Genomic DNA, 18,971 nt, shown 5'->3' on the forward strand with positions numbered 1-18,971 from the left:
TTAGCGTTTAGGTATGACCTTGGTTTTGGCGCTCTTTGATCTCTGACAAGGTTTTGCAGTCAATGCACTGCGTTGCGGTTGGTCTGGCTTCCAATCGGCGCAGCCCAATCTCAACGCCGCAAGTCTCGCAATAGCCGTATTCTTCGTTATCAATCTCCGCAATTGATTTGTCAATTTTACGAATCAATTTACGTTCGCGGTCACGAGTTCGCAGCGCCAAAGCAAACTCTTCTTCTTGGGTTGCGCGATCATTGATGTCCGGCATGGCGCTCGACTCATCTTGGATATAGCTTTTGGTGCGATCCGCCTCGCCAATCAGTTGATCCTTCCAGTCTAGTAAAATTGCGCGAAAGTGTTCAAGCTGCGCCTCAGACATGTATTCTTCATCTTCTGCTGGGGCGTAGGGGGCAAATTTCATCTCGTTTGGGTTGGTGGTCAGGGTGCTCATATTAGTATCCTACTTTTTCAAATAATGGCAATAAAACGAGTTGCTAAAGCAACGCTCCTCACAATCATTAAAATCAAGGTTTTATTACAACAATTGCCCAAAAATCATGGGCAAACTTTTGGCTAAAATTATAGTTATTCCTTACGCTTATCCTCGTACCTTAGGCTGCTTTTAGACTTTATTATAAGTTATCCATAACCTGTTATTATTCAGCTTAAGCTTTTGGTGGTGAGGGTAGCCTCAAGTATCCATTCTTTTGACCCAGCTTGCAACCTGTCCATTGTTGCCTAATTGCAACCATCGATAGCCGGGTCGGGCATCAATATCCATCGTAAAGTCATCTTCTAACGGCTTGAACTGATAGCACGTTGATGGGGTCGTATAAACGGTGACGCCATGTTGATGTTTAACGTGCTCTTGGTGAGTATGACCGCTGATAATAACCCGAAGGTTAGCAAATTGGCTAAGTTTTTGCCAAAACATATCGGCATTTTCTGCGATATGCTGATCAATCCAGCTTGAGTGCATGGGGGTAACGTGATGATGAAGAGCAATAAGCGCCGGTTTTTCGCAATTTGTTAACTGATCACTCAGCCAATTGATATCGCTTGTGCTGACTTCCCCCGCAACTTTCCCGGGAATAGCCGAATCGATCAATAACAACTGCCAATTCGCCGTCTCAATCACGTGGCGGCTCAGCAGTCGCGCATCAGCGGGCTTGGCTAAAAAGGTGCGCTGATCAAAGGGCAAATGCGCGCCAAGCTCATCGGTCACGTCATGATTTCCTGCCACGCAAGCAAAAGGAATGTTGGTATTTTCTAAAACGGTAAAAATATAATCATAAATATCAGGGCAAACTTTACTGACCAAATCGCCAGTAACTAAAATCAAATCGCAGCGGATCGGCTCCTTTAAAGCTTGATCAAGCAGTTTTTCAAAACGTTGACAGCAGCTTAATTGGTCATAATTTGTCGCTAGCGTTTTACCTTGAGTCAGCTCAGTAATATGAAGATCAGACAACTGTAAAACATTAATTTGATGATCAATCGAATCGATAAAAGCGGTAGGGTAATTGAGTGATGACATAAGCTGAGTCCTGAAGTTAAAAGCCAGAATCCCTTCAAGCTTATTTATCGTCATAATTTTGAGCGGATATTGTAAGCGATCACCAAAAAAAATGACCATTTTTGCAGGCGATAAAGAACATTTAGTCGGGTTATAGCACAGTTTTTATAAAATAGCTATTATTAAGAGGCTGATTTTTTTAAAGTTATTTTGGATAAAATAAAGGCTGCCAAAAAAATGAGGGCTAAAATCAAAACAATGGCAAGACCGGTTTGGATATCTAGCCAAACGCTGCCCCAAACCCCAAAAGTTACCCCAACTTGCGCTGCAATCATAGCAAAAATCACCATTTGTTTGGGCGCTGACGCATAAAGCCGTGCCGTTAAAGCAGGAAGCACGAGCAAACCGCTGATCAGCAAACTGCCAACCGCTTGTAAGGCAATGGCGCAAAACCCTGCCAAAATCCCCATAAAAAATAGCCGCTGTTTTAAGGGGTGAATGCCTTGAATTTTGGCTAAAGGCTCATAAGTGGCAAGCTTGATTTGCGCTTGCCAAATATAGGCTAACGCCGCAATTCCTAGCAGACAAGTTCCAGCAAGAACCGGCAAATCTGACCAGTCAACTTCCAATAAACTACCAAATAAAAATCCCAAAACATTGGCTTGCTGATTGGTCAATTGAGTGAGCGTTAATAACCCCAAGCAAAGCAAAGTCACCGCCACTACCGATAACACAGCATCGCTTGGCAAGCGCTCATCGTCTAAAAATACCAGTCCTGCCACCACCAAAAGGCTGACCAGCGCCACCCCAAGACCAATGGGCAACTGAAATAATATTGCCAAGCCGACACCAAATAACGTCCCATGAGCCAACGCATCGGCAAAAAATGCCATCCGCCGCCAAAGTACCAAGCAGCCAAGCGGCGCTGACAACAGGGCTAAAATGCTTCCTGCAATCCAAGCCGGAGCGATGATTGAAAGCCAGCTCATAATGGTTTTTCCAAAAGTTAACATTGGGTTGGGCGTTTTAATCGCTCATAAAGTTAAAGCGTTTCTTGCGGCGCATGGTGCTCGCAGTGGTGGGCTTTATGAACATAAGGCTGCTCATAATGGTGACCAAACAGCTTTTGAAACTCAGGAGTAATGGCAAGCTCGCTTGGCTGACCTTCGCAGCAAATGTGCTTATTTAAACAAATGACTCGCCGCGAGCCTTTCATGACCCAGTGCAAATCATGTGACACCACCACCATAGCGCAGCGCAAAAAATCGGGAAGCTCATCGATAAACTGATACAGCCAAACTTCTGATTCAGGATCTAAGCCTTGCATTGGCTCATCTAAAATCAGCAAATTGGGCTTTTCAAGCAGCGCCCTTGCCAGCAGCACGCGCTGAGTTTCACCACCGGACAAATAGCGAAGCTGCTTATGTCGCAGCGGATTAATAGCAAGGTTATCAAAAATAAAAGCGTTTTCTTGAGCGGTTAATCTGCCTTTTTTGGCTTGATTTAACAAATCTTGAACCCGAAGCGGCAAAATTGCAGGAACGCTAAATCGCTGCGGAACATAACCAAGTTGTAGCGGTAAATGCGCGTGAATTTGTCCGGACGTTGGCGCAATCAGCCCCAAAATCAGCTTAATAAGCGTCGATTTTCCCGCGCCATTAGGACCAATAATACTGATGGTTTCATGTTGCGCAATCTGCAAGCTGATATGATTGAGCAGCACTTGATGGTCAATTCGGTAGCCCACATTATCAAGGCTGAGCAGTTTAGAAGCGGCGGCTTGCGAGCAATCAAGCGGCTTTAATGAGCAAACCGAAGCGACTTTGGCATCTATTGGATTAGAAATATTGGGCATATGGACAGCTGATATGAGAAGTTAAAATGCTAAAAAAAAACCTATAAAACGGTGTTTAACTAACTGATGAACGGTTTGCGTTATTGGCAATCGGCGCAAACACCAGCAAGCTCGATCACGCTTCGAGCTACCAAAAATCCGGCATCATCTTTAGCAAAGCTCATAATTTCTTGAACCGGCAAGCTGCTGCATTCTTGAACGCGCTGGCATGACTCACAAATCAAAAATGCCGCCGTATGTTTATCGCGCGGATGACAACAAGGCACAAACGCATTTAACGACGTCAATTGATGAATCAAGCCTTCTGACAATAAAAACTCCAAACTGCGATAAACGGTTGGCGGCGCGACGTTTTTACGATCGGGAGCAGCTTTACTGGTTAAGCGCAGCTGCTGCAATTTAGTGATTAAGTCATAAGCGCCAATTGGCGTATCAGATTCCAAAATCAGCTGATAAATTTGCTGCCGCAGCGGAGTAAAACGAACGCCGCGCTGATCGCACTCTGATTTTGCTGCCAAAATTCGCGCTGTTATCTCATCTTGGCTAAATTGCTGGACATCATGAATATGATTGCAACACGGTTTGCTGGTCATATCGCGCTCCTTTAATAAAACAAAAACAAAGCTGGCATTTTTTGAAGAATAAGCGCTTATGCCCTTATTTTTTATTGCTAATCAAACACCAAACTCATTTGCCATCACCTAAAAATCGCCCGCTATTGTAACAAGCCGCAAGCGCTTTACCATCTTTTTAGCAAAATTAATCATAGGAATTCTAATTGTTATAGTATAACATATTATCTAACAAGGTGGTTGCTCATATTTAGGCAATAATAACCGCAAGTCATTTTGGCAGATATGACCAATTTTAGATCGTAATTTAAGAGAATTGAAACAGGAGTGATGGCAGCAATGTTAAGCAAAACGGCGTTATTTCAACAACGATTTTATGCGCAGGCTAAAAAATTCGGGCTTGGCGTTATGATTGGTGGGGTCGCAATTACAAGCAGCACTTTGGCAACGGCGGCAACCCAATCAACGGTCAGCGTGAGCAATTATCCGTTATATTTACTAAGTAAAGCGGTCACCAAAGGCGCGGCGCCTGCCAAGCAAATTTTGCAATCAGGGGAGGTCGGTCATCATGGTGCGATCAGTCCTAGTGACATTAAAACCATTCAAGACAGCAAATTTGTGGTTTGGTTTGGCGCGCCATTAGAAGCCAATTTAGCGCCAACGCTAAATAAAGCGCCAAATAGCATCTCATTATTTAAATTTCGCGCCTTTAATCGCTTTCCGCTTCGCGATATTCAAGGCACGCCGATAAAAAATACTTTAGATCCGCACCTTTGGCTCGATCCGCAAAATGCCAAAGCCATCACCCGAGCACTAGCTGCGATCCATAGCCACGCTGACCCTAAAAACAAAGCGCTTTATCAAGCCAATGCCCAAAAATTTGCTCAAGATTTGGATAATGCCGTTAAAAAAGTGCAAGCCAATCGATCGCCTAAGTCTTACTGGTCATATCATGACGCCTATCATTATCTTGAATCCACGCTTAAGCTCAATTTTGCAGGAAGTTTAAGCTCAGATCATCACTTAGAGCCAACGGCATCCCAAATCAAATGGCTAAGCGATCATCGCCCTAAAAAACAAATGTGCTTAATCAGTGAAGGCGCGCCAAAAAAAGGATTGATCGCTAAATTAAACCCTATAACCGTTACTGTTCAACAAGAAGACATGAGCGGCGCTACTGATTTTATCAGCGGCTGGCGTAAGATGGCTGAGCAAATTTCGCATTGCGCCTCATGATACTGGTTATTTATCGCAGCAATATTTGCTTAAAATATTGGCTTAAGGGCAGATTTTTGCTAAAATAGCGGCTTATAAATAATTGAAAATTATCAGTATTTATTAAGTTGCAAATTAGAATTTTTTATTGGTTGACAAACGTCACATTTTACTTGCTTAAGCGCTGCGCCCTCCTTATAATGGGGGCGTTTTATTTTGGGCAAAGCCTGTCCCAAGCGCTCCCATAAGTCGTAATTAAGCTATAGGATCGCTTATGACCCAGCCGGCAAAGCGTCAGCCAACGCTGAATTTAAGCGCTTATAGCAAACAGCAGTCTTGGCTCTTGTTGATTGTAATTTTGAGCACTTGGTCGGTTGACGCGCTTTTGCTAAAAAGTGATGGCATCATTACCAAAAGCGCCGCTTTAGGAGCGTTATTAAGCTTTGTGGCTCAGTGGGTCTTTACCCGCTTTGTATTTTGGCACTCAGGATATCGCGCGCGCCGGCAAATTGTCAGCCAGCTTTACCGAGGTCAAATGATAAAATGGCTCATCATTGCTTTTGGATTTGCGCTAATTTTTAGCTTTATTCAGTCGCTATCAGCCCCTGCGCTTATTATCGGCTTTGTATTGATGCAGGTTGGACATAATATTTTATTCGCTTTTTTAAGCGATCGCTAAAATAAACTTGTAACAAAAATAATATTTTACAATTTTTTTATTAGCGCAAAGCCAGATTACTAAACGCGAACCGTGGAACCCTTAGTAACACAAGGGATAAAAAAGTCATAATTGACTTTACACGATTACAACGCTGCATTAAGATGTACAGCTGAATATTTCGCTTAAACGCGACATATTGACTCATTATTTGCTAAATGGATGATTAGCAAAACAACCACCAATATTTATGAGTGGATACCAAGGGCTGGTGATGATTAGTCAAAAGCCCTTTTTTGATAGCTAAAATTTGTTAAAGCCAAAAAATTGCCTTTAAAAATAGGCAGTTATAAAAGCAAGATGGGTTGGCTGTTGTGGGTGATAACAGCGTTAAAACGCGGCATGAGCCGTTTTAATATCACCATGACAACCAAGATTTTGGTAGTTGATTGAATCGTTGATTAATAAGAAGCTTACACTATGGCAGCCGAGCAGACATCATCAGAGTATATCTCTCACCACTTAACCAACTGGACGTTTGGCTATTTGCCGGGCGAGGGTTGGACTGTTGCCCATACCGCAGAAGAAGCGGGGCGAATGGGATTTAACGCCATTCATTTAGACTCCATGCTTTGGTCGATTGGTCTTGGTATTGTGTTTTGTGCCATTTTTTGGTCGGTTGCCAAAAAAGTCACCTCAGGCGTTCCAAGCAAAACCCAAGCTGCAGTTGAGATGATTGTTGAGTTTGTTGATAGCAACGTTCGCGACTCTTATAGCGGCACCTCAAAGCTGGTTGCGCCTTTAGCACTGACCATCTTTGTTTGGATCTTTTTAATGAACCTTATGGATTTGATGCCGATTGACTTTATTCCAAGTCTGGCAGGTCAAATCGGTGCGATGATGGGATATGACCCACATCATGTGTTCTTTAAAATCGTTCCAACCACCGATCCTAACATCACGCTTGGCATGTCATTTTCCGTCTTTGCTTTGATTATCTTTTATAGCATTAAAGAAAAAGGTTTGGGCGGCTTTGTTGGCGAGCTTACCTTGCACCCTTTTAGTGCCAAAAATCCAATTGCAAAAATTATCTTAATTCCCATCAACTTTATCTTAGAGTTTGTGACCTTGATCGCTAAACCCATCTCACTTGGGCTGCGACTGTTCGGTAACATGTATGCTGGCGAATTGATTTTTGTATTGATTGCCCTAATGCCGTTTTGGATTCAATGGGCGTTGTCTGTACCGTGGGCTATCTTCCACATTTTAATTATTACCCTTCAAGCGTTCGTCTTTATGATGCTCACGATAGTTTATCTGTCACTTGCGTCATCAACCGAACATTAATTAGACTTTCAATAGGTAAATGAGGATACATCAATGGATCCAGTATTAGGTGGTTACACAGTTATCGCAGTGGCTTTGCTTATCGGTTTAGGCGCTCTTGGCACCGGCATCGGCTTTGCAATCTTGGGCGGCAAGTTTCTAGAAGGCGTTGCGCGTCAGCCTGAGCTTGGCTCACAGTTGCAAACTCGTATGTTCATCGTCGCAGGTCTTCTTGATGCGGTTCCGATGATTGGTGTTGGTATTGCGATGCTTCTATTATTTGCAAACCCTCTAGCCGGTTAATCTGAAGGCTCAGTGTTATTTGAGGGTCAAGGCGAATCTTGGCACTCAAATAGGTCAATGACCCTGAATTTTCATGAATAAAGAGGTGATCACGTGAATATCAATTCTACCCTCATCGGTCAGGCCATTGCTTTTGCAATATTTGTGGTGTTTTGCATGAAATTCGTGTGGCCACCCCTAATTAATGCCATCAATGAGCGCCAGCGTAAAATCGCTGAAGGCTTAAGCGCGGCTGAAAAGGCAAAAGCGGACTTGGCAACGGCTGAGCAGGACGTTCAAGATGAGCTTAATTTGGCAAAGTCAAAAGCTGCCGCTTTGATTGAACAAGCAAATAAAAGCGCCAACCAATTGGTTGAGGATGCAAAAATTCAAGCACAAGCTGAAGGTGAGCGAATCCGCCAACAAGCAAAAGCGGCGATTGACCAAGAAATCAGTCAAGCTCGCGAAACCCTTCGCGCTCAAGTGGCTGAGTTATCAGTTCTTGGCGCTGAAAAGATTTTGCAAGACAACGTTGATGCGCAAAAGCACGCCAGCATGTTAGACCAACTAGCGGCAAAGCTGTAATAGTGAGGATATATGGCTGACTTATCAACCTTAGCAAGACCCTACGCAAAAGCGGCGTTTGACTATGCCCATGAGCATGGCGTGGTCAATGAGTGGGAAGATTTCTTATTCATTGCCAGCACCATTGTCAATGATCATGATTTTTCATCATGGCTTGACAATCCTGCTGTTTCTGCTGAGTTGAAATCAGCCGCCTTGATCGACCTTTATAACAGCAACGTTGCCGGCGCCAGTGAATCTGCGCTTAAGCAACTGCTTGATGCTACAAAAGGTCACGGCGCAACTGAGTTGCGCTATCAAGACGTAAGCGTTGAGCTTACCAACTTTATCCAGCAGCTTGCACAGCAAGAGCGTTTGGCACTGCTACCTGCTATTTATGAGCATTATCGCCGTCACAAAGCATCAAGTTTAAAACAGCTGGATGCTTATGTGACTTCAGCGTATCCTTTGACTGACGCTCAGCGCGAGATGTTTCAGTCAAAGCTTGCCGCTTCAATGAACGCAAGCGTGGTGATTCATGAAGCAGTAGATCCAAGCCTTTTGGCAGGAGCGACCATCAAAATCGGTGACAAGGTGATCGATGATTCGATGCGCGGCAAGTTACAACAGTTAAAATCACAACTCATGGCTTAATTTGCCGCGCACAGATGTCTGCGTGAGGTGACGCAAAGTCAATGGTCGGGTTATCATTATTAAAGGAAACAAGGCAATGCAACAATTGAATCCAGCGGAAATCAGTAATCTGATCAAGCAGCGAATTCAAGACCTTGATGCGGGTGCAACTGCAAAAAATGAAGGCACGATTGTCAAAGTATCGGACGGTATCGTGCAGATTCATGGTCTTGAAGATGCCATGTACGGCGAAATGATTGAGTTTGAAGGCGACATTTATGGTATGGCGCTCAACTTAGAGCGTGACTCTGTCGGCGCGGTGGTTCTTGGGGATTATTTGCCATTGCAAGAAGGTCAAAAAGCCTTTTGTACCGGTCGCATTTTAGAAGTTCCAGTAGGTCCTGAGCTTCTTGGTCGCGTTGTTGATGCTCTAGGAAACCCGATCGATGGCAAAGGTCCGATCAATGCCAAATTGACCGATAAAGTTGAAAAAATTGCGCCAGGCGTTATTGACCGTCAATCGGTTGATCAGCCAGTGATGACTGGTTATAAAGCCGTTGATACCATGATTCCTATTGGTCGTGGTCAGCGTGAGCTTATCATTGGTGACCGTCAGACTGGTAAAACCGCCATGGCAATTGATGCCATCATCGCGCAAAAAGCTTCGGGCATTAAGTGCGTTTATGTTGCCGTTGGTCAAAAGCGCTCAACGATTGCTAACGTCGTTCGTAAACTTGAAGAAACGGGCGCGCTTGAGTACACCACCGTTGTGGTAGCATCGGCATCAGAACCTGCTGCACTGCAATATATCGCGCCATATTCTGGCTGTACCATGGGCGAATACTTCCGTGATCGCGGCGAAGATGCCTTGATTGTGTTTGATGACTTATCAAAACAAGCGGTTGCTTATCGTCAGATTTCACTACTACTTCGCCGACCACCAGGTCGTGAAGCGTATCCAGGGGACGTGTTTTACTTACATTCACGCTTACTTGAGCGCGCCTCTCGCGTGAACGCCGCTTACGTTGAAAAATTTACCAATGGTGAAGTGACCGGTAAAACTGGCTCATTGACCGCATTGCCGATCATTGAAACCCAAGCAGGTGACGTCTCAGCATTCGTTCCAACCAACGTGATTTCAATTACTGACGGTCAGATTTTCTTAGAATCAAGCTTGTTTAGTGCTGGTATTCGTCCTGCGGTGAACGCTGGTATTTCGGTCTCGCGCGTTGGTGGTTCTGCGCAAACCAAAATTATTAAAAAGCTGTCTGGTGGTATTCGTACCGCTTTGGCTCAGTACCGTGAACTTGCGGCGTTTGCTCAGTTTGCCTCCGACCTTGATGATGCAACTCGAGCTCAGCTTGACCACGGTGAGCGCGTCACCGAACTTATGAAGCAAAAACAATATCAGCCGATGTCTATTGCTGAGCAAGCGGCGGTAATTTTTGCCTCAAACGAAGGTTACTTATCAGACATTCCAGTTGAAAAAATTGGGGCGTTTGAAACCGCTTATCTTCGCTATATGTTCGATGAGCAAAATGACTTGATGACTGAGATTAATGACACGGCAAATTATAACGATGATATTGCCAACCGTTTAAAAACTTCTATTGAAACTTTTAAACAAAACCACAGTTATTAAGATCAGCAGTTAAGATAACCGGCGGCTTTTATGGACAAAGCGTCGCGCATTAACTTGTGCTACGCTTGTCTATAACAGTTATCCGGATTGCGAAGTGGCAGCAAGCGCAGCCTCGCCAATGCTTTTTAATCCTCTTATATTGGAATCATTATGGCAAGCTTAAAAGAAATTCGTGCCAAAGTCACCAGTATTAAAAGCACCCAAAAAATCACCCGCGCCATGCAAATGGTTGCGGCAAGTAAGATGCGCCGAGCTCAGGATCGCATGGAATTGGGGCGCCCGTATGCAGACAGTATGCGCCGGGTTATCTCGCATTTGGTGAATGCGTCATCTGATTACAAACACCCGTATATGGTGTCGCGAGCGGTCAATAAAGTGGGCTATATCGTCATCACCTCAGATCGCGGCTTGGCGGGCGGCTTAAATATCAACTTATTTAAAGCGCTCACTAAAAATATCCAAAGCTACGAAGGTCAATCGGTTCAAGCTGAATTTGCGGTTATTGGCTCAAAAGGCGTTAGTTTTTTCAAAAATTTTGGCGGTAATGTCACCTCAGCGGTGACCGATTATGGTGATAACCCTACCTTTGAGCAGCTAAATGCGCCTGTTCAAGCCATGCTTGATGATTATGCTAACGGCAAGCTTGATCGCATTTACGTGGTTTATAACCAGTTTATCAATGCCATGACGCAAAAGCCGACCGTCACGCAATTGGTGCCGTTACCTGAAACTGCGTTTGGCGGTGAAGAAAGCGCCATTCAAACTGAATTAAGCTGGGATTATATTTACGAGCCTGACATCAAAACTTTAATTGATGGCTTGCTTGGTCGCTATATTGAGTCAATTGTTTACCAAGCGGTGATGGAAAATATCGCCTCTGAGCAGTCCTCGCGAATGGTCGCCATGAAAGCGGCAACCGATAACGCCGGTGAGTTGATTAACGATTTACAGTTGGTTTATAACAAGCTTCGTCAAGCGGCGATTACCCGAGAAATCTCGGAAATCGTTGGCGGTGCGGCAGCCGTTTCTTAACTGACTACCTAATTTTAGAATTTCAAGGAGAACGCGATGAGTAGCGGTCGTATTGTACAGATCATCGGCGCGGTAATTGATGTTGAATTTAACCGTGACGACGTCCCCCAAATTTATGATGCCCTGCAAGTTGATGGCACCGATACCACGCTTGAAGTTCAGCAGCAGCTTGGCGACGGTATTGTGCGAACCATCGCGATGGGATCTACCGAAGGTTTAAAACGTAACCTTCCGGTGACCAACACTGGCGCGCCGATTTCTGTTCCTGTTGGAAACGGCACGCTTGGTCGAATTATGGATGTGCTTGGTCGCCCGATTGATGAAGCAGGCCCCGTTCCAACCGAAGAAAAATGGTCAATCCATAGAGAGGCGCCAACATACGCTGAGCAATCAAACAGCACTGAGCTTTTGGAAACGGGAATTAAAGTGATTGACCTACTTTGCCCGTTTGCGAAAGGTGGTAAAGTTGGTTTGTTTGGTGGTGCAGGCGTTGGTAAAACCGTCAACATGATGGAATTGATTAACAACATCGCTTTGAAGCACTCAGGACTATCGGTGTTTGCAGGGGTGGGTGAGCGTACCCGTGAAGGTAACGACTTCTACCACGAAATGCAAGAAGCGGGCGTCGTTAACACTGAAGACTTTAGCAAATCAAAAGTGGCGATGGTTTACGGTCAGATGAATGAGCCACCAGGAAACCGCTTGCGCGTCGCCTTGACAGGTTTGACGATGGCGGAATACTTCCGTGATTCAAAAGACCCGGCTACAGGCAAAGGTCGTGACGTATTGTTGTTCGTTGATAACATTTACCGTTATACGTTGGCAGGAACCGAAGTGTCCGCACTGCTTGGTCGTATGCCATCCGCGGTAGGCTATCAGCCAACGCTAGCTGAAGAAATGGGCGTCTTGCAAGAGCGAATCACTTCAACTCAATCAGGATCGATCACTTCGGTTCAAGCGGTTTACGTTCCAGCCGATGACTTGACGGATCCATCCCCTGCAACGACGTTTGCTCACTTGGATGCCACTGTTGTTTTGAGCCGTGATATTGCCTCACAAGGGATTTATCCTGCGGTTGATCCATTGGATTCAACCTCACGTCAGCTTGACCCGCAAGTCATTGGTGAAGAGCATTACAACGTTGCTCGTGGCGTTCAAGAAGTCCTTCAGCGTTATAAAGAGCTTAAAGACATCATTGCCATTTTGGGAATGGATGAATTGTCTGAAGAAGATAAGCTTGTGGTTTACCGCGCTCGTAAAATTCAGCGCTTCTTATCACAGCCGTTCCACGTCGCCGAAGTCTTCACTGGCGCTCCTGGAAAATACGTTGCTCTTCGTGACACCATTGCCAGCTTTAAAGCCATTATCGCCGGTGAATACGATGACTTGCCAGAACAAGCGTTTTATATGGCAGGCGGCATCGATGAAGTCGTAGCAAAAGCTGAGCAAATGAAGTCAGCCGCTGCTTAATACGTGTTGCGTCAATTTCAATGAATTGACGCAAACGTTCGTTCACTGTTTTTAAGCTTAGGAGTTAAGTATGGCAACATTCCAATGCCGCGTCGTAAGCGCTCGTGAAGAGCTGTTCTCAGGCGAGATCACCATGCTGATTGCCACCGGAAGCGAAGGCGAGGTTGGGGTGCTTGCAGGACATACCCCGCTCATCACATTGTTAAAGCCCGGTGCTATGCGCGTACAAAAGGCAAATGGTGAAGAAGAAGTGATCTATGTGTCAGGTGGTGTGCTAGAAGTTCAGCCAAAAATGGTGACGGTGCTTGCTGATACTGCCGTTCGCGCTCATAACCTTGATGAAAGCAAAATCATCGAGGCGCGTAAAAAAGCAGAGCAAATGCTGGTCAACCAATCTGATACCTTACAAACCAATGCTGCGCTTGCTTCACTTGCTGAATCGGTGGCGCAATTGCAAACCTTGCGCAAATTTAAAAACCGCGCTTAAGTTTGATCGAGTTATTAAAAACAGTCCAAATTGGGCTGTTTTTTTTGCTGTATACCTAGTTAGGTCAGAAAATTTGCGCTTTTGGACGAAAACTAATGTTTTTACCCATATTGTTTATAGGTTTTGTTAACACAAATAAGCTATAGTATAAGAATCAATAGATTTGATAGTATACTATGTTACCAAGACTGCGCTGAAGAATCAGCGCCTTGTTCCATTTTTAGGTGATCATTTTAGACTAGATTAAGCAGCCGCTTTTTTTTTGACCCATCTCCTTAGAGGACATAACAATGACAATGAATGAAGAAGATACCACCCCCCGAATTTTAATCGTAGAAGATGATGAGCGCTTAGCCATGTTAACCCAAGACTATTTGGTAAAAAATGGTCTTGAAGTGGCAATCGAAACCGATGGCAACCGCGCGATTCGCCGGATTGTTAATGAGCAGCCAGACTTGGTCGTTCTTGATGTGATGCTTCCTGGCAGCGATGGCTTGACCGTTTGCCGTGAAGTGCGACCACATTTTCAAAACCCTATTTTGATGCTCACCGCCCGAACTGAAGATATGGATCAGGTTTTAGGACTTGAGATGGGCGCGGACGATTATGTGGCGAAACCTGCCCAGCCTCGCGTTCTTTTAGCTCGAATCCGGGCGTTACTGCGACGCTCAGAAAATGCGCCGTCAGAAGATGTGCCTCAGCGACTTGAGTTTGGTGACTTGATCATTGATAACGGCGGCAGATCTGTGATGCTTGGTGATGAGCTGGTTGACTTTACCAGCGCTGAATACGATCTGTTATGGCTTTTAGCCTCAAACGCCGGTCGCATTTTATCGCGTGAAGATATTTTCGAGCGTCTTCGCGGTATTGAATATGACGGTCAAGACCGCTCCATTGACGTTCGTATTTCACGAATTCGCCCAAAAATTGGTGATGATCCTGAAAACCCAAAACGCATCAAAACGGTTCGTAGCAAAGGCTATTTGTTTGTTAAAGAAGGCAACTGATCACCTATTGCCCGCGATCGTATTGATTTGATAAAAAAACCAGCATCATGCTGGTTTTTTTTTGGGATAATGGTAAGATTTTGACCGAAGTTTTACGATCTATGGTTTAATAAGTGCTCACTTTTATCAGCACCTCGCTTTTTTAAGCGTTACTTTTTTATCATAAAGACCATCATTCGGTCATAAGTTGGTTTTGGCGGCGTATGTCCTTAGTTTCTTCTTTAAAGCACAGTATTTTTGTCCGAATTTATGGCGGGCTGTTGATTGTTTGCTTGTGTGTGGCGCTGTTTGCGCAATTGCTGCTTGATACGATTAATAAAGAGCGCATTCAGTCGTACCGCGAAAAAATGGCGACCGGCGCGTTTTATTTGGTTAGTGAAGGCATCAATCATCAAGATACTAAGACTCAGCGCGATTACTGGCTGTCCGATGCCAGCAGTTTGTTTGGCTCGACCTTTCGCATCATTCCGATGAAGGAGGTTGAATTTACCTCAAGTGAGCTGCGCCGACTTGAGCGCGGTGAGACGGTGGTCAGATACAAATCCCAGCCCAATTATGCCGACGTTTATCATAAGCTTCCAGATGACAATTCGGTGCTTAGTGTTCGTATTTTACAGGTGACCGAGCAACAAGTTCGCGCGCTGGCGGTATTTTTATTAGATGACTTGTCTTATTATCCAACGCTTTCAGCAAAACGGATGCGCCTGCTTGAATTGGAAGAAAAGTTTTCATTTCCGCTTGAAATTAAATCCGTCAACGCGCTTAATTTAGACAGTGATCAGTTGTCACGAATCCGCCGCGATGAGGTGGTGATTAAGTTTCAAGACACCAACAACAGCCAAAGTAACTCCTCGATCAGCATCATTGTGCCTTCAGAAATCAATGATATGGCAATTTTGATGGGACCTATTCCGCTGTTTAATTGGTTCCCGCTGAATTTAATCATTAGTATGGTATTGATCAGTATGTTTTTGATCAGCCTTGGGGTTTATGCGCTGATCTTCCCGCTTGAGCGTAAGTTGCAGCTCATTCAGCTTGGCGTTAATGAGGTGAGTAAAGGCAACCTTGACACCAAAGTTCAAGTGATCGGTCAAGATGAAATCGCTAAGCTTGCCGCGACATTTAACGCGATGACTGCCCATATCAAGCGCTTGATCGAGTCACAGCGCGAGCTGACCCGAGCGGTATCGCATGAGCTTAGAACGCCAGTGGCGCGGATTCGCTTTGCAGTTGATATGCTGGCGGATACGGATGATGAAGACTCGCGGTTTATGCAGCGCGATTATATTGATGAAGATATTGAATCGCTAAATGGGCTGATTGACGAGATTTTGACTTATGCTAAGCTTGAGGAAGGCTCGCCTAAGCTTGATTTAGAGCCGGTCAATTTAAAAGAGCTGATTGAACAAGTTGAGCGCGAAACCAATGCGTTAGGAAAGCCAATAAAAATCGTCGCGCAACTACCAAATGCCAAAGTGACCGCCGTGGCAGATCGCCGCTATTTGCACCGAGTGATCCAAAACTTAGCCGGAAATGCGCTTCGATATGCCGAAACCACCATTATTATTAGCGCTGGCGTTAAAAAGGGCAATGCGTTTGTCAGTGTTGAAGATGATGGTCACGGGATTCCAGAAGCCGATCGCGAGCGCGTCTTTATTCCGTTTTCGCGACTTGATGACAGCCGAACGCGCGCTTCAGGCGGTTATGGGTTGGGACTGTCAATTGTCTCAAGGATCGCCTTTTGGTTTAGTGGCAGCATGAAAGTGGATGAAAGCCCAAGTCTTGGTGGGGCGCGATTTGTGATGACGTGGCCAGTTAAGCCATTAACCCAAACCATTGCTGCTGATGAATTGACCCAAGAGCAAAGCGAGCGCTCATTTAAAGAAGATTGATGTCATTAGCATATCAAAAGCTTACAGCAGCTAAGGAGAGATCGTGCCCTATTTGTTTGGTGGTTTGGTGGTATTAAATGCCGTGGTGCTCAGCTATTATTTATTTTTAAAGCCCCCCAGTACCTCAATTAGCGTTAAGCAAGCGCAAGCGGCGATCACGCAGCCGATTGACTTTAGCAATAGCGCCGCTGACATTCCGCCCCCTATTGGCAGCCAAAAGTAAACCTTGTTAAATTAACCGCTGCTTTTTTTAACTGGATCACTCGCCTTTAATCACATTTTCTGGCGGCGGCAAAGGTGTTGACGTGTCCGTTTGATCATGATCAGTCACTTTTGAGATCAGCGGAATTCGAACGCAAACTTGCAATCCGCCATGCGGATGATTGATGGCTTCAACCGTGCCATGATGCAGTCTTGCAATTCGGTTAACAATAGCAAGACCAAGACCGCTTCCTTGCGTTGTTCGTGCTGTCTCGCCGCGCTCAAAGGGCTGCATAATGCGCTCCAATTGATCTTCAGCAACCCCTTCACCGCAGTCGCGAACACAAATGAGCAGCTCTTCTTGAGCTTCTTTTTTCACCTCATTTTCGCTGATAACCTCGCTATTGTCATCACGTTCGATAAAGGTTGGCACAATGGTCGCTGACAAATAAATGGGCGGCTTGCCATAACGATTGGCATTATTGACCAAATTAATAATCAAGCGCTTGATCGATAGCGGTCGCACCGGAACTGCCTTTTGGCATTCTGACTGATAAACAAACTTCATCGGCGCAAACTGAACCATAATTTCATTAAAAATTACGTCCAAATTGGTCAATCGCACCGGCTCATCCGAACCATCTTTCATAAATGAGATGAACTGCTCTAAAATGGCGTCCATATCTTCAATGTCGTAAATCAGCCCTTCACGAAAAAAGTCATCGGGGAGCATTTCAGCGGTGAGACGCATTCGGGTCAACGGCGTTCGTAGATCATGAGAAATTCCCGCAAGCATAATGGTGCGCTCTTTTTGGGCTTGATTTAAAGTGGTAAATAGGCGATTAAACGCGGTATTGACCTGACGAATTTCAGTGGGACCTTCGCCTGTGGGAAGCGTGGTGGCATGACCTAAACGAATATAATTGGTTGCGGCGCGCTGAAGGTGGCGCAGGGGTCGGTTAAGCTGGCGCACCAATAAAATAATGATCACTAAAGTTAAAATTGGCAGCCCTAATAAAAACAGCAAAAGTAGCGATGGGCTATATTGCGAGTAATAAACTACCGGCTCACGAATCCAAAAGCTTTGATCCAAGCTATCTTGAACCCAAAGCTGAGGGGTGGGTTTAAATTTAAAATACACCTCAACCGGTCGCCCAAGCTGGGTGCTGATTTCTTCTTGAAGCACATCAGTGAACAGCCCAACAAAGGCTTTATCTTCAACCTTTGGAAACTCGCTTGGGTTTTCAACCACAATCACATGCGAGTGCTCATAAACCCACTGGCGCATTTTGGGTGTATCTGACCAGTCTTTTTTAACACTACTGATTAAATTAAGTTCACTGGTCAAATAGCGGGCGTGGGTTTTTAATTCAGGCAAATAAAGGCTGCGCCAAAACAGCCAAAGCGACAGCCCAACGCTACAGATCACAATAAACGCCACCATCAATGTGGTCAGCCAACTGTTTGACCAGCTGCGCTTTGCCCAAAAAAGCTGAAAGCGCTGGCGGGCAGGGTTTGGGGGAACAATTGGGGCAGCCATAATCAGCTCTCAAACTTAAAATTAACGTCAAATATGGGGCTTAAAACAGCTTGTTATTAAATGCTGTCAGCCACAAAATGGCAAGGCTTTTTGGTAAATAAGTGATTGTTATGACGAAAAAAATAAACAAGGATTGTATTTTCAATCCTTAAATTTTGTGCTATGATTATGCCCTTTTTGGTATACCTGCGAAAGAGAGAATTCACATGGTTGTTATTCGTTTAGCACGGGGCGGTGCCAAAAAACGCCCATTTTATCAAGTTGTTGTTGCCGATCAGCGTAACTCACGCGATGGCCGCTACATTGAAAATATTGGCTTTTTTAACCCGCTTGCAAAAGCTACTGAAGAAGCGGTTCGCTTGAATATGGAAGCTTACAATGCTTGGATCGCTAAGGGCGCTCAGCCGTCTGATCGCGTTGCCGCATTGGCAAAATCTTACAAGCCTGCCACTCAAGAAGCCACTGCTTAATCTAAGGGTTATTTCCGAATTTTAGGAAATAATACGGCAAAAATAGCAAGAAGATAGGTGCAGGATATGACAGTTCCTGATATCAGTAACTTAATAAACATCGGTCAGCTTAAAAAGCCTTATGGCATTAAAGGCTGGCTTTGGGTATTTAGCCATACTGATAACCGCAGTGATATTTTTGCCATGAATCCTTGGTGGATCAAAACGGCGCTTGGGCTAAAACCGCTGACAGTCGTCAACTGGCGGCATCAAGGTTCAGGACTGGTGGCTCAGTTTAAAGAAGTTCCGGATCGTAACATTGCTGAAACGATGAATGGCGTGACGATTTGGGTCGCTAAAGACAATTTGCCGTCGCCTGCGGACGATGAGTATTATTGGTCGGATCTGATCGGACTTCACGTCGTCAATGAGCAAGGCGAAAACTTAGGTGATATTGCCGAGATGTTTGAAACCGGCGCTCATGATGTGATGGAAGTGGCAGCGACCGCAGACAGCATTGATGATGAGTCGCGCTTGATTCCTTGGCATAAGCAGACTGTTATTCGCGTTGACTTAGCAAATAAAACGGTAACTGTTGACTGGCAAAGCGATTATTGATGGTTTAAGGTTGAA

Annotated in this window: 21 protein-coding genes; 15 read left to right on the top strand and 6 right to left on the bottom strand. The window is 44.9% G+C overall.

Annotated features, from left to right (window positions below):
* Positions 1 to 7 precede the first annotated feature (7 nt).
* From dksA to HF322_RS09770, 5 genes are all read right to left on the bottom strand, one after another.
* Positions 8 to 448: an RNA polymerase-binding protein DksA gene (gene dksA, locus HF322_RS09750; RefSeq protein ID WP_169393256.1), complete on the bottom strand. Its 441-nt coding sequence runs from the start codon at positions 446 to 448 to the stop codon at positions 8 to 10.
* Between the two features lie 240 nt (positions 449 to 688).
* Positions 689 to 1,534: a metallophosphoesterase gene (locus HF322_RS09755; protein WP_169393257.1), complete on the bottom strand. Its 846-nt coding sequence runs from the start codon at positions 1,532 to 1,534 to the stop codon at positions 689 to 691.
* Positions 1,535 to 1,695: 161 nt separating this feature from the next.
* On the bottom strand, positions 1,696 to 2,505 hold the full coding sequence (locus tag HF322_RS09760; protein ID WP_169393332.1) for a metal ABC transporter permease: 810 nt from the start codon (positions 2,503 to 2,505) through the stop codon (positions 1,696 to 1,698).
* A gap of 50 nt (positions 2,506 to 2,555) precedes the next feature.
* Positions 2,556 to 3,359: a metal ABC transporter ATP-binding protein gene (locus HF322_RS09765; RefSeq protein WP_375138536.1), complete on the bottom strand. Its 804-nt coding sequence runs from the start codon at positions 3,357 to 3,359 to the stop codon at positions 2,556 to 2,558.
* Positions 3,360 to 3,448: 89 nt separating this feature from the next.
* Positions 3,449 to 3,961 (bottom strand): transcriptional repressor, encoded by a 513-nt coding sequence (locus HF322_RS09770; RefSeq protein WP_169393259.1) that lies wholly within the window; start codon positions 3,959 to 3,961, stop codon positions 3,449 to 3,451.
* A 309-nt stretch (positions 3,962 to 4,270) separates the two neighbouring features.
* Here HF322_RS09770 and HF322_RS09775 point away from each other — a divergent pair, with 309 nt between their 5' ends.
* From HF322_RS09775 to HF322_RS09835, 13 genes are all read left to right on the top strand, one after another.
* A complete protein-coding gene (locus HF322_RS09775; RefSeq protein WP_169393260.1) occupies positions 4,271 to 5,176 on the top strand; it encodes a metal ABC transporter substrate-binding protein in 906 nt (301 codons plus the stop codon).
* 253 nt (positions 5,177 to 5,429) lie between these two features.
* Positions 5,430 to 5,834: an ATP synthase subunit I gene (locus tag HF322_RS09780; protein ID WP_169393261.1), complete on the top strand. Its 405-nt coding sequence runs from the start codon at positions 5,430 to 5,432 to the stop codon at positions 5,832 to 5,834.
* Positions 5,835 to 6,293: 459 nt separating this feature from the next.
* Positions 6,294 to 7,160, top strand: a complete 867-nt coding sequence (gene atpB / locus HF322_RS09785) for a F0F1 ATP synthase subunit A (RefSeq protein ID WP_169393262.1) — start codon at positions 6,294 to 6,296, stop codon at positions 7,158 to 7,160.
* A gap of 33 nt (positions 7,161 to 7,193) precedes the next feature.
* Complete coding sequence (gene atpE / locus HF322_RS09790) at positions 7,194 to 7,442, top strand: F0F1 ATP synthase subunit C (protein ID WP_025651437.1); 249 nt, start codon at positions 7,194 to 7,196, stop codon at positions 7,440 to 7,442.
* A 93-nt stretch (positions 7,443 to 7,535) separates the two neighbouring features.
* On the top strand, positions 7,536 to 8,006 hold the full coding sequence (locus tag HF322_RS09795) for a F0F1 ATP synthase subunit B (protein WP_169393263.1): 471 nt from the start codon (positions 7,536 to 7,538) through the stop codon (positions 8,004 to 8,006).
* A gap of 12 nt (positions 8,007 to 8,018) precedes the next feature.
* The gene (locus HF322_RS09800; RefSeq protein ID WP_169393264.1) at positions 8,019 to 8,639 is read left to right on the top strand and encodes a F0F1 ATP synthase subunit delta; all 621 of its coding nucleotides are present in this window, start codon (positions 8,019 to 8,021) and stop codon (positions 8,637 to 8,639) included.
* A 76-nt stretch (positions 8,640 to 8,715) separates the two neighbouring features.
* Positions 8,716 to 10,260, top strand: coding sequence for a F0F1 ATP synthase subunit alpha (gene atpA, locus HF322_RS09805; protein WP_169393265.1), 1,545 nt, complete (start codon positions 8,716 to 8,718; stop codon positions 10,258 to 10,260).
* A gap of 150 nt (positions 10,261 to 10,410) precedes the next feature.
* Positions 10,411 to 11,292 carry a F0F1 ATP synthase subunit gamma gene (gene atpG / locus HF322_RS09810; RefSeq protein WP_169393266.1) on the top strand — a complete coding sequence of 294 codons (882 nt, stop codon included), beginning with the start codon at positions 10,411 to 10,413 and terminating at the stop codon, positions 11,290 to 11,292.
* A 36-nt stretch (positions 11,293 to 11,328) separates the two neighbouring features.
* The gene (gene atpD / locus HF322_RS09815) at positions 11,329 to 12,762 is read left to right on the top strand and encodes a F0F1 ATP synthase subunit beta (RefSeq protein WP_169393267.1); all 1,434 of its coding nucleotides are present in this window, start codon (positions 11,329 to 11,331) and stop codon (positions 12,760 to 12,762) included.
* 70 nt (positions 12,763 to 12,832) lie between these two features.
* On the top strand, positions 12,833 to 13,249 hold the full coding sequence (locus HF322_RS09820; RefSeq protein ID WP_169393268.1) for a F0F1 ATP synthase subunit epsilon: 417 nt from the start codon (positions 12,833 to 12,835) through the stop codon (positions 13,247 to 13,249).
* Between the two features lie 296 nt (positions 13,250 to 13,545).
* A complete protein-coding gene (locus HF322_RS09825) occupies positions 13,546 to 14,256 on the top strand; it encodes a response regulator (protein WP_169393333.1) in 711 nt (236 codons plus the stop codon).
* A 203-nt stretch (positions 14,257 to 14,459) separates the two neighbouring features.
* A complete protein-coding gene (locus HF322_RS09830; protein WP_169393269.1) occupies positions 14,460 to 16,148 on the top strand; it encodes an ATP-binding protein in 1,689 nt (562 codons plus the stop codon).
* Between the two features lie 43 nt (positions 16,149 to 16,191).
* On the top strand, positions 16,192 to 16,371 hold the full coding sequence (locus HF322_RS09835; protein ID WP_169393270.1) for a hypothetical protein: 180 nt from the start codon (positions 16,192 to 16,194) through the stop codon (positions 16,369 to 16,371).
* Between the two features lie 36 nt (positions 16,372 to 16,407).
* Here the strand turns inward: HF322_RS09835 and HF322_RS09840 are convergent, their stop codons facing one another.
* Positions 16,408 to 17,889 carry an ATP-binding protein gene (locus tag HF322_RS09840; protein WP_169393271.1) on the bottom strand — a complete coding sequence of 494 codons (1,482 nt, stop codon included), beginning with the start codon at positions 17,887 to 17,889 and terminating at the stop codon, positions 16,408 to 16,410.
* A gap of 206 nt (positions 17,890 to 18,095) precedes the next feature.
* On the opposite strand from HF322_RS09840, the gene rpsP reads away from it, so the two are divergent.
* Together rpsP and rimM are read left to right on the top strand one after the other, a co-directional pair.
* Positions 18,096 to 18,359: a 30S ribosomal protein S16 gene (gene rpsP / locus HF322_RS09845; protein ID WP_169393272.1), complete on the top strand. Its 264-nt coding sequence runs from the start codon at positions 18,096 to 18,098 to the stop codon at positions 18,357 to 18,359.
* A gap of 66 nt (positions 18,360 to 18,425) precedes the next feature.
* On the top strand, positions 18,426 to 18,956 hold the full coding sequence (rimM, locus tag HF322_RS09850) for a ribosome maturation factor RimM (RefSeq protein WP_169393273.1): 531 nt from the start codon (positions 18,426 to 18,428) through the stop codon (positions 18,954 to 18,956).
* Positions 18,957 to 18,971 lie beyond the last annotated feature (15 nt).

It is taken from the genome of Psychrobacter sp. MF31 (assembly GCF_012847335.1).
Taxonomy (GTDB): Bacteria; Pseudomonadota; Gammaproteobacteria; order Pseudomonadales; family Moraxellaceae; genus Psychrobacter.